Raw genomic sequence first — 10,137 nt, forward strand, 5'->3', positions numbered from 1 at the left:
GCCGCCGGTGCAGCCGCGCCGCTCGGTGGCGGCGCGCGGGCGCGCGGCGGCCGGTCGCGAACGGCCGGTTGTCGATCAACTGTAATCGTGCGCACCGGCACAGTAACGGTACAATCGGCGCGATACCCTTCGGTACAGTTGGAGCCGCCGCCCATGTCCTCCGTTCCGCTCGCACAGATTCCCGCCCCGCACGACACCGCCACGCTGACGCTCGTCGACCAGCTCGTCCAGTGGGCGCGCCGCCGCATCGACGAGCGCGTGTTCCGTCCCGGCATGCGCATGCCGTCGATCCGCAAGCTCGCGCTCGACAAGAGCGTGTCGCGCTTTACCGTCGTCGAAGCGTACGAGCGCCTCGTCGCGCAGGGCTATCTCGATTCGCGGCGCGGCTCGGGCTTCTACGTGCGCGAGCGCACGGTCGGCCCGCAGCCCGTCGCCGACGGCGCGATGCGCGGCGCCGAAGCGACGCCCGTGCACAACACGATCGACGTCGTCTGGCTGCTGCGCAACATGCTGCATACGGTCAGCCCGGAAAAGGGGCCCGGTCTCGGCTACCTGCCGGGACGCTGGCTCGACGGCGAGCTGATCACCGGCGCGCTACGCGCGCTCGGGCGCCAGTCGGGCGCGCAGATGCTCGGCTTCGGTACCGCGCAGGGCTTCCTGCCGCTGCGTCAGCAACTGCAGACGCGGCTCGCGGAAGTCGAGATCGGCGCGACGCCCGAGCAGATCGTGATGGTCTCGGGCATCACGCAGGCGATCGACCTGATCGCGCGCATCTACGTGCGGCCGGGCGACGCGGTGATCGTCGGCGATCCCGCGTGGTTCCAGATGTTCGGCCGCTTCGCGTCGCAGGGCGCGCAGCTCGTCGGGATGCCGTACACGCCCGACGGCCCCGATCTCGACGCGCTCGAGACGCTCGTGCAGATGTGGCGCCCGAAGATGCTCGTGATCAATTCGGTGCTGCAGAACCCGACCGGCACGTCGCTGTCGGCCGCGCAGGCATTCCGGATCCTGAAACTCGCGGAGCAGTACGACTTCCTCGTCGTCGAGGACGACGTGTACGGCGACCTGTGCCCGCCGAGCTATCCGGCCACGCGCCTTGCGAGCCTCGACCAGCTGAAGCGCGTGATCTATCTCGGCAGCTATTCGAAGACGCTTGCCGCGAACCTGCGCGTCGGCTACGTCGCGTGCGCGCCGGAAATCGCGAAGGCGATCACCGATCAGAAGATGCTGGTCGGCATGACGACGCCCGAGCTGAACGAGCGCGTGCTGTACAAGATCCTGACCGAAGGCCACTACCGGCGGCACGTCGAGCGGCTGCGCGCGCGGCTCGACGGCGTGCGCGACAAGACCGCGCGGATGCTCGAGCGCACCGGCCTGAAGCTGTTCGCGATGCCGGCGGCCGGCATGTTCCTGTGGGCCGACACGGGTGTCGACTCGGACGCGCTCGCGGCCGCCGCGCACGAGGAAGGCTTTCTGCTGACGCCGGGCAGCCTGTTCTCGCCGCAGCAGTCGCCGTCGACGTGGACGCGCTTCAACGTCGCGAACTGCGGCGATCCGGCGCTGCCGGGGTTTCTCGCGCGCTATATCGAATCGGCGACGCGGCGCGCGTCGTGACGCGGCGGCCGTGCCGGCTCTTGAAATCGGCGCGGCCGTCCCCATCTGCGCGCGCAAACCGCTTGCGCCAGGCGGTTGTCCCTAGACGGGCCGGCCGGCATCGCGCGCCGGACGCCTGCGCCACACCACTCAAGTTCAAGTAAGAGGAAACAGCATCCATGGCACACGAAACGATGAGCTTTCAGGCAGAGGTCAAGCAGCTCCTCCACCTGATGATTCATTCGCTCTACAGCAACAAGGAAATCTTCCTGCGCGAACTGGTGTCGAACGCGTCCGACGCGGCCGACAAGCTGCGTTTCGAGGCGCTCGCGGACAACGCGCTCTACGAGGACGATCCGAACCTGCGCATCCGCATCGGCTACGACAAGGCCGCGCGCACGATCACGATCGACGACAACGGGATCGGGATGAGCCGCGACGAGGCGATCGCGAACCTCGGCACGATCGCGCGCTCGGGCACGAAGGAATTCTTCTCGAAGCTGTCGGGCGACCAGCAGAAGGATGCGGCGCTGATCGGCCAGTTCGGCGTGGGCTTCTACTCGGGCTTCATCGTCGCGGACAAGATCACCGTCGAGACGCGCCGCGCGGGCCTGCCCGCGAGCGAAGGCGTGCGCTGGGAAAGCGCGGGCGAGGGCGATTTCACGATCGACGCGATCGAGCGCGCGCAGCGCGGCACGACGATCACGCTGCATCTGCGCGAAGGCGAGGACGAACTGCTGTCCTCGTACCGGCTGAAGTCGATCATCCAGAAGTATTCCGACCACATCGCGCTGCCGATCCTGATGAAGAAGGAAGAATGGGATCAGGAGAAGGGCGAGATGGTCGTCAAGGACGACGACGAAACCGTCAACCAGGCGAGCGCGCTGTGGACGCGGCCGAAAAGCGACATCACGGACGAGCAGTACAAGCAGTTCTATCAGCACATCGCGCACGATCACCAGGATCCGCTCACGTGGACGCACAACCGCGTCGAAGGTCGCAGCGAATACACGCAGTTGCTGTACGTGCCGTCGCAGGCGCCGTTCGACCTGTGGAACCGCGACTATCGCGGCGGCCTGAAGCTGTACGTGAAGCGCGTGTTCATCATGGACGACGCCGAGCAGCTGCTGCCGCAATACCTGCGCTTCGTGAAGGGCGTCGTCGATTCGGCCGATCTGCCGCTGAACGTATCGCGTGAAATCCTGCAGGAGAGCCGCGACGTCAAGGCGATCCGCGAAGGCGTGACGAAGCGCGCGCTGTCGATGCTCGAAGAGCTCGCGAATGCGGAAGACGATGCCGGCAAGGAGAAGTACAAGACGTTCTGGCGCGCGTTCGGCCAGGTGCTGAAGGAAGGCGTCGGCGAGGATCACGCGAACCGCGAGCGCATCGCGAAGCTGCTGCGCTTCGCGTCGACGCACGGCGACACCGATGCGCAGGACGTGTCGCTCGCCGACTACGTCGCGCGCATGAAGCCGGAGCAGACGAAGATCTACTACGTGACGGCCGATACGTGGCAGGCCGCGAAGAACAGCCCGCATCTCGAGGTGTTCCGCAAGAAGGGCGTCGAGGTGCTGCTGCTGACCGATCGCGTGGACGAATGGATGCTGTCGTTCCTGCACGAGTTCGACGGCAAGCCGCTCGCGAGCGTCGCGCGCGGCGATCTCGATCTCGGCGCGCTGAACGACGAGGAGAAGAAGGCGCAGGAAGAGGCGGGCGAAGCGATCAAGCCGGTCGTCGAGAAGATGAAGGAAGCGCTCGGGGACAAGGTGAAGGACGTGCGCGTCACGTTCCGTCTGACCGATTCGCCGTCGTGCCTCGTCGCGGACGACAACGACATGAGCGGCTACCTGCAGCGGATGCTGAAGGCGGCCGGCCAGAAGGCGCCGTCGTTCCAGCCGATTCTCGAGATCAACCCCGAGCATGCGCTCGTGAAGCAGCTGAAGGCCGACAGCGCCGATTTCGGCGACTGGTGCCATCTGCTGTTCGATCAGGCGCTGCTTGCCGAAGGCGGGATGCTCGACGATCCGGCGAGCTTCGTGAAGCGGACCAACGCGCTGCTGCTGTCGCGCGCCGCGTGAGTGCGCGGATGCGATTCGACGGCGCGCTTGCGGGCTGGCGCGACACGCCGCGGCCCGGATGCACGCCGGACCAGCGCGACTGGCTCACGCGCGGCGGTTCGCTGACCGCGCACCTCGCGCGGCTCGGGCGCGTGAGCGTGCGTGTCACGCGTGAGGCCGTCGATCGACCGTGGTTCGACGAACACGCGGCGCTCGCCAGCGCGCCGCGTGCGCCGATGTGGGTGCGCGAGGTGATTCTGTCGGTCGACGGCACGCCGTATGTGGCCGCGCACAGCATCGCGCCGCTCGCCGCGAGCAAGGGCGTATGGCAGGCGATGCGGCGGCTACGCACGCGGCCGCTCGCCGAGCTGCTGTACAGCGATCCGCAGGTCGAGCGCTCGGCGCTGGTGAGCCGGCGCGTGATCGCCGGCCATCCGCTTTATGCGCTCGCAAGCCATGCGCTCGGCGGCGCGCGTGCGCCGCATGCGTTTGTGGCGCGACGGTCGGTGTTCCAGCGTCACGGCGCACCGTTGATGGTCACCGAGTGCATGCTGCCGGCGCTGTGGCGGCATCTCGATGCGCATGGCGATGGGCCGCGCACGGGTGGGCCCGATGTCGCAACGGGAGCGTCGATCGCGAAATGAACAAGCGTTGTTTTCCGCCAGTCGTTGATGCAAACACGCGGATCTTGATTCTCGGCAGCCTGCCGGGCGAGCGATCGTTGGCGCTTCGCCAATACTACGGACATCCGCAAAACAAGTTCTGGTCGCTGGTCGGCGACGTGATAGAGCGCGATCTCGTCGGCATGAGCTATCCGGCGCGTCTCGATACGTTGCTCGAACATCGCATCGGATTGTGGGACGTCGTGGCCCAGGCGAATCGTATCGGCAGCCTCGATAGCCGCATACGCGATCACGCGAGCAACGATCTGATCGCGCTGATCGAGACGTTGCCGAATCTGACGACCATCGCCTTTAACGGCGGAACGGCCGCCAAAATCGGCATGACGGCGCTCGGTGAAGAGGGCGCCCGGTATCGGCTGCTGCGCCTGCCGTCGAGCAGTCCCGCCTATGCTTCGATCTCGTATGCGGAAAAACTCGCCGCGTGGCGGCAGCTGCGGCCATTGAATTGAGCTGCCCGAACCTGCCGTGCCGTCAGGCAGCGAACACGACCTCGATGTGTCCTTCGGTTTCCGAATGACGGTCCGGTCCTACGACGATCTGTACATCGCGCCCGAGCTTGGCGAGACAGTCGAGCATCTTCGCTTCGCTTACGCCGCGAAACTGCCCGCGCAGCATGTTCGATAGCTTCGGTTGCGTCATGCCGAGCAATCGTGCTGCGTGCTGCTGCGTCCATTTGCGAGTCTTGATGATCTCCGCGATCTTGGCGGCGAGTTGAGCCTTGACGCGCATTTCTTCGGCGTCGGGCGTGCCAAGATCCGCGTAGACGTTCCCGCTGCCCCGTTCGATTTCGATCATCACTTTTCTCCATTTGCGTGTGCTTCGGCGGCGCTCAGGCGCGCGCGAACCAGTTCGATGTCCGGCTTCGGCGTAGCGATACCGCGGCACGATTTCTTCTGGAAACAGTGCAGCACATAGACGGCGCCACCGAGTTTCACCGTATAGACCGCCCGGTAGGTGCCGCTGTCCTCCGACTCCACGACCTCGAGTACGCCGGCCGATCCGAAACCCCTCAACGGCTTGGCCTGATCGTGCTTTCCTCCCGTCTGGGCCAGATACAGCGCATAGCCGAACGTGTCCTGTACCGCTTCGGGCATCGCTTTCAAGTCCTTGCGTGCCGAGCCGAGCCAGTAGAGCGGTTTGGTGTACGGAACCATCGATGAATTTATACCCATTTGTGTATATTTGCAACCGTGACGCGCAGAAAAAACAGTTCGGTCACGCGGGCCGAATGCGGTCGATCACGCCGTATGCCGAATGATTCGGCACGGGCATTTTTGTCGTCGGCCAAGAGCCGGAACAAGTCGGCCGTTCGGCAGATGTCGATATGGGTTCGAGTGAGCGGCCGCGACGGTTTCAGGGACGATGAGACGCAGCGCGCTGACAACGAGCGGCCTGCGACGGCCCATAACCGGTTGGGTCGGGCGACGCGTTGTGTTTCGGCTAGGCCGCTCTTTCAAGGCGATTCAAGCCACGTTGAATGCCGGCGCGGCAAAGATCTGCCGGGCCAGGTCAACGCCGCGACGTGAACCATCGTTCGGGTTCCCAAACAGACAGATCGAAATGGATTGCGGTGCGCGGGAGAGAAGGGCGATGCCGAACGAGCGCCTCGGCGTGTCGGATTAACCGAAACCTCAATCCGTTCCGATTGCTGCGCGGCGCGTTGCTTGGACCGCCCGAATTGCGCGCGCCGGCGTACGACGCGTCACTTGTCGTTCCCCCATCGCCATTTCGGCTTTTCGCCTCTCGCGTAACAGACGATCGTGAGCGCGAGCACCAAACCCACGACGCACGCTGCGAACGCGAAGGGCGCTTGTGCCGGCGGGAAGCGGCGTGAACTCGCGACGAGGCCGAGCGTAAACAGCAACAGGACTACCCATCCCTGCCACGCGATGGGCAGCCCCCATCCCCATCCGTAGCGTTTTGCCGGGAACCAGATCTTCCTGTCGGTGGAGGTCATGTGCGCTCCGGGTCAGTGATAGCCGCTTTCTCGCCGGTGACGTATCGCAAGAATCGTCACGGTATGGCTGTCGTCGATGGATCGCCGGTGCGATGCATTGTCGACCACGATGCCCTCGCTCGCAAGTCGGCCGATCGGCGTGACGCAATCCGTTCGGCGCCGGCGATTGCCGCCACCAATGCTATCCTCTCGTCCGCCAAAACCAGCTTCATCGAGCGAGATTCATCCATGACCCGACTGATCAAGCGCGCATCCGCCGAGGCGCGCGCGTTCAAGCGCAACCAGCCGTCCGCCTACAACGGCTCCGAGAAACTGCAGCCGCCGCGTGTGAAGCGCCGCACCGACCTCGACGAGCACGACGACGTGCCCGTGCTCGACGCGCCGCGCAAGCCGCGCTTCGCACCGGTGACGTTCTCGGAGGAGCGCGGCGTGCGCTACCTGCATTTCGGTACCGAATGGGTACAGGGCGCGATGCGGATCTCGAAGCCGCTCGCAATCGAACTCGAATACGCGCAGCAGATGATGGCGTGGCTGCTGTTTCTCGAAACGCCGGAACGCATCGTGCAGCTCGGGCTCGGTACCGGCGCGCTGACGAAGTTCGCGCACCGCTTCCTGCCGCGCGCGAAGGTCGAGGCGGTTGAACTGAACCCGGCCGTGATCGTCGCGGCCCGCACGATGTTCGCGCTGCCGCCGGACGACGCGCGTCTTGTCGTGCACGAAGCGGACGCGTGGGATTTCGTCAACGATCCGGCGAATCGCGGCACGACGGGCGCGATCCAGATCGACCTGTACGATGCGACCGCGCGCGGCCCGGTGCTCGACAGCGTCGCGTTCTACCGCGCGGTGCGCGGCTGCCTGACCGATGCGGGGATCGCGACGATCAACCTGTTCGGCGATCACCCGAGCTTCGTGCGCAACATGAAGCACCTGAACGCCGCCTTCGATCACCGCGTGATCGCGCTGCCGGAAGTGCACGACGGCAACCGGATCGCGATCGCGTTCTCCGGCCCCGCGCTCGACGTGCCGTTCGCGCAGCTCGACGCGCGCGCGAAGCTGATCGAGGACACGCTGAAACTGCCCGCCCGCAAGTGGGTGAAAGGTTTGAAAGAAACGATCGGCGCACGCGGCGCGTCGTTCACGATCTGACGCCCATGCGCGGCCCGCATGCCGGTGCAACCGCGCGTCAGGGGGCGGATCACCTCGGGTTCGCCCCCGCTTGACCGGATGCTTGCGACTCCTATACTGGCGCGAAGCCAGGGGAGCCGCAGCTTACCCGTTTTGCCGCTCCTCTCGCCGCCGTACCCGCTCACAAGATCGATAACCGGGAAGATGAGGAGACGTCATGGCTCACGATGCCGACGCCAATCGGGCCGCCAAGCGCTGGCTCTGGCTGCTGGTACTGCCGCTGATCGCGATGGTCTGGGTGCCGTCGTACAGCAAGATCGAACCGCAATGGCTGGGTTTTCCGTTTTTCTACTGGTACCAGCTGCTCTGGGTGTTCATTAGCGCGGTGATCACCGCCTTCGTGTACTACAAGACCAAGAACGCGTGGAAAACGCCGGGAGGTGTGCAATGAATCTCGGCGCGACTTTCGTCTTCGTTCTCCTTTTCATCGGCGTCACGATCATGGGCTTCCTCGCCGCCAACTGGCGGCGCGGCGACCTCGCCCATCTCGACGAGTGGGGGCTCGGCGGCCGGCGCTTCGGCACGATCGTCACTTGGTTCCTGCTCGGCGGCGACCTGTACACGGCGTACACGTTCGTCGCGGTGCCCGCGCTCGTGTTCGGTGCCGGCGCGATGGGCTTCTTCGCGCTGCCGTACACGATCCTCATCTATCCGTTCGCGTTCGTCGTCTTTCCCAAACTGTGGAGCATCGCGAAGCGGCACGGCTACGTGACGGCCGCCGACTTCGTCAACGCCCGCTACGGCAGCCGCATGCTCGCGCTCGCGATCGCCGTAACGGGCATCGTCGCGACGATGCCGTACATCGCGCTGCAACTGGTCGGCATCGAGGTCGTGATCGGCGCGCTCGGTTTCGACACGACGGGCTTCGTCGGCGATCTGCCGCTGATCATCGCGTTCGCGATCCTCGCCGCGTACACGTACACGTCGGGGCTGCGCGCGCCCGCGATGATCGCGATCGTGAAGGACGTGCTGATCTACATCACGATCGCCGCCGCGATCATCGTGATTCCCGCGAAGCTCGGCGGCTTCGGGCATATCTTCGCGAGCGTGCCGCCCGCGAAGCTGCTGCTGAAGGCGCCCGACGCGACGAGCCTGAACGGCTACAGCGCCTACGCGACGCTCGCGATCGGCTCGGCGCTCGCGTTGTTCCTCTATCCGCATTCGGTCACCGCGATCCTCTCGTCGTCGTCGGGCAACACGATCCGTCGCAACATGGCGATGCTGCCGGCTTATTCGTTCGTGCTCGGCCTGCTCGCGCTGCTCGGCTACATGGCGCTCGCGTCGGGCGTGAAAGACATGCCGCAGTACGCGCCGTACTTCAAGGCGTTCGGCCCGAACTTCGCGGTGCCCGCGCTGTTCCTGAACTACTTCCCGTCGTGGTTCGTCGGCGTCGCGTTCGCGGCGATCGGGATCGGCGCGCTGGTGCCGGCGGCGATCATGTCGATCGCGGCCGCGAACCTGTACACGCGCAACATCCACCGCGAGTTCGTGAACCGCAACATGACGCACGACCAGGAAACGCACGTCGCGAAGCTCGTGTCGCTGATCGTGAAGATTGGCGCGGTGGCATTCATTCTCGGGCTGCCGCTCACGTATGCGATCCAGCTGCAGCTGCTCGGCGGGATCTGGATCATCCAGACGCTGCCGGCGATCGTGCTCGGACTCTACACGCGCGTGCTCGATCATCGCGGGCTGCTGGTCGGCTGGGCGGCCGGCATCGTTTGCGGCACGTGGATGGCGATCTCGCTGAAGCTGGCCGGCTCGATCTTCACGATTCACCTGTTCGGCCTCGCGATTCCCGGCTACGCGGCGGTGTGGTCGCTGATCGTCAACCTCGTCGTGTCGATCGTGGTCAGCGTGCTCGTGCGCGTGATGGGGATGGCGCATGCGGAAGATCGCACGCGGCCGGAAGACTATCTCGACGTCGTCGAAAGCTGAACGCGCCGGCGCGGCCGCGCGTCGCCCGTCGAGCATGCCGCAATGAAAACGCCCGTCGCTGCGAAGCGGCGGGCGTTTCAGGTTGTATCGGCGTGTATCGGCGCTACGCGCGATTGGGGATGTGCTCGCGCTGCGACAGATCCTCGACGTTGATCATCCAGTGCACGCCGAAGCGATCCTTCACCATGCCGAAGCCGAGTGCCCAGAACGTCTTCTGGAACGGCATCGTCACTTCGCCGCCCTCGGCGAGCGCATCGAACAGCTTTTTGCCTTCGTCGACGCTCGCCGGATTCAGCGACAGCGAATACCCGGCGTGCTGGCGGTCGGCCGCGTGGCAGTTGCCGTCCGAGCACATGATCGACGATTCGCCGATCGTGAAATTCGCGTGCATCACCTTGTCGGCCATCTCCGGCGAGATCGGCTGATCGGGATTCGGCGGCGCGTCGCGGAAGTAGATCTTGAACTGCGTCTTTGCACCGAGCGCCTTCTCGTAGAAGCGAAGCGCCTCGTCGGCCTGACCGTAGAAGGTCAGGTACGGTTGGACTTGCATCGTTGCCTCCTTGGGCACGCGTCGCCGGACCTGCCCTGGGGCGGCGTCATGCGAGGTTGTGACGGGAAAGGGCGTGTCGGGAAGCGGCCGGCGCACCCGTGTCGTGGATTGTAGTGCGCGCGTCGGGCAGCGGAATGAAAAATAAAACGGCCGCGAACGAAGTCGTTCGCGGCC

General features: G+C 65.3%; 11 protein-coding genes. 7 read left to right on the forward strand and 4 right to left on the reverse strand.

Features of this window, described 5'->3' with window-relative positions; translation table 11 throughout:
* The first annotated feature begins 153 nt into the window (after positions 1–153).
* The 4 genes from HMPREF3115_RS01040 to HMPREF3115_RS01055 all read left to right on the forward strand — a co-directional run bounded on the left by HMPREF3115_RS01040 (position 154) and on the right by HMPREF3115_RS01055 (position 4,782).
* Positions 154–1,614, forward strand: a complete 1,461-nt coding sequence (locus tag HMPREF3115_RS01040) for an aminotransferase-like domain-containing protein (protein WP_059940736.1) — start codon at positions 154–156, stop codon at positions 1,612–1,614.
* A gap of 158 nt (positions 1,615–1,772) precedes the next feature.
* A complete protein-coding gene (htpG, locus tag HMPREF3115_RS01045; protein ID WP_059875776.1) occupies positions 1,773–3,671 on the forward strand; it encodes a molecular chaperone HtpG in 1,899 nt (632 codons plus the stop codon).
* An 8-nt stretch (positions 3,672–3,679) separates the two neighbouring features.
* Entirely contained in the window at positions 3,680–4,294 is a 615-nt protein-coding gene (locus HMPREF3115_RS01050) for a chorismate--pyruvate lyase family protein (RefSeq protein ID WP_006398690.1), read from the forward strand.
* Entirely contained in the window at positions 4,291–4,782 is a 492-nt protein-coding gene (locus HMPREF3115_RS01055; protein WP_070553236.1) for a DNA-deoxyinosine glycosylase, read from the forward strand. The genes HMPREF3115_RS01050 and HMPREF3115_RS01055 overlap by 4 nt, the downstream gene beginning before the upstream one ends.
* 22 nt (positions 4,783–4,804) lie before the next feature.
* Here HMPREF3115_RS01055 and HMPREF3115_RS01060 read toward each other — a convergent pair whose 3' ends face one another.
* The 3 genes from HMPREF3115_RS01060 to HMPREF3115_RS01070 form a co-directional block, all read right to left on the reverse strand.
* Positions 4,805–5,128: a helix-turn-helix domain-containing protein gene (locus tag HMPREF3115_RS01060; RefSeq protein WP_006405635.1), complete on the reverse strand. Its 324-nt coding sequence runs from the start codon at positions 5,126–5,128 to the stop codon at positions 4,805–4,807.
* Positions 5,128–5,505 (reverse strand): type II toxin-antitoxin system RelE/ParE family toxin, encoded by a 378-nt coding sequence (locus HMPREF3115_RS01065; protein WP_070553238.1) that lies wholly within the window; start codon positions 5,503–5,505, stop codon positions 5,128–5,130. Before HMPREF3115_RS01065 ends, HMPREF3115_RS01060 begins: the two co-directional genes overlap by 1 nt.
* A 530-nt stretch (positions 5,506–6,035) precedes the next feature.
* Positions 6,036–6,290, reverse strand: a complete 255-nt coding sequence (locus tag HMPREF3115_RS01070) for a hypothetical protein (RefSeq protein WP_059940739.1) — start codon at positions 6,288–6,290, stop codon at positions 6,036–6,038.
* Positions 6,291–6,518: 228 nt separating this feature from the next.
* On the opposite strand from HMPREF3115_RS01070, the gene HMPREF3115_RS01075 reads away from it, so the two are divergent.
* The 3 genes from HMPREF3115_RS01075 (at position 6,519) to mctP (ending at position 9,413) form a co-directional block, all read left to right on the forward strand.
* Positions 6,519–7,436, forward strand: coding sequence for a class I SAM-dependent methyltransferase (locus tag HMPREF3115_RS01075; protein WP_053296988.1), 918 nt, complete (start codon positions 6,519–6,521; stop codon positions 7,434–7,436).
* A 196-nt stretch (positions 7,437–7,632) separates the two neighbouring features.
* Positions 7,633–7,866, forward strand: a complete 234-nt coding sequence (locus HMPREF3115_RS01080) for a DUF3311 domain-containing protein (protein WP_006398697.1) — start codon at positions 7,633–7,635, stop codon at positions 7,864–7,866.
* Entirely contained in the window at positions 7,863–9,413 is a 1,551-nt protein-coding gene (gene mctP, locus HMPREF3115_RS01085; RefSeq protein WP_006398698.1) for a monocarboxylate uptake permease MctP, read from the forward strand. Before HMPREF3115_RS01080 ends, mctP begins: the two co-directional genes overlap by 4 nt.
* Positions 9,414–9,516: 103 nt before the next feature.
* Here mctP and HMPREF3115_RS01090 read toward each other — a convergent pair whose 3' ends face one another.
* On the reverse strand, positions 9,517–9,963 hold the full coding sequence (locus tag HMPREF3115_RS01090; RefSeq protein WP_006405630.1) for a VOC family protein: 447 nt from the start codon (positions 9,961–9,963) through the stop codon (positions 9,517–9,519).
* Positions 9,964–10,137 lie beyond the last annotated feature (174 nt).

The sequence above is a fragment of the Burkholderia sp. HMSC10F09 genome, from assembly GCF_001806955.1.
Classification (GTDB): domain Bacteria; phylum Pseudomonadota; class Gammaproteobacteria; order Burkholderiales; family Burkholderiaceae; genus Burkholderia; species Burkholderia multivorans.

Bases quoted from the DNA above. Each gene is read 5' to 3' on its own strand.
- htpG (WP_059875776.1), top strand. From the start codon at position 1,773: ATGGCACACGAAACGATGAGCTTTCAGGCAGAGGTCAAGCAGCTCCTC.
- HMPREF3115_RS01050 (WP_006398690.1), top strand. From the start codon at position 3,680: ATGCGATTCGACGGCGCGCTTGCGGGCTGGCGCGACACGCCGCGGCCC.
- HMPREF3115_RS01070 (WP_059940739.1), bottom strand. From the start codon at position 6,290: ATGACCTCCACCGACAGGAAGATCTGGTTCCCGGCAAAACGCTACGGA.
- mctP (WP_006398698.1), top strand. From the start codon at position 7,863: ATGAATCTCGGCGCGACTTTCGTCTTCGTTCTCCTTTTCATCGGCGTC.
- HMPREF3115_RS01040 (WP_059940736.1), top strand. From the start codon at position 154: ATGTCCTCCGTTCCGCTCGCACAGATTCCCGCCCCGCACGACACCGCC.
- HMPREF3115_RS01055 (WP_070553236.1), top strand. From the start codon at position 4,291: ATGAACAAGCGTTGTTTTCCGCCAGTCGTTGATGCAAACACGCGGATC.
- HMPREF3115_RS01080 (WP_006398697.1), top strand. From the start codon at position 7,633: ATGGCTCACGATGCCGACGCCAATCGGGCCGCCAAGCGCTGGCTCTGG.
- HMPREF3115_RS01075 (WP_053296988.1), top strand. From the start codon at position 6,519: ATGACCCGACTGATCAAGCGCGCATCCGCCGAGGCGCGCGCGTTCAAG.
- HMPREF3115_RS01065 (WP_070553238.1), bottom strand. From the start codon at position 5,505: ATGGGTATAAATTCATCGATGGTTCCGTACACCAAACCGCTCTACTGG.
- HMPREF3115_RS01060 (WP_006405635.1), bottom strand. From the start codon at position 5,128: ATGATCGAAATCGAACGGGGCAGCGGGAACGTCTACGCGGATCTTGGC.
- HMPREF3115_RS01090 (WP_006405630.1), bottom strand. From the start codon at position 9,963: ATGCAAGTCCAACCGTACCTGACCTTCTACGGTCAGGCCGACGAGGCG.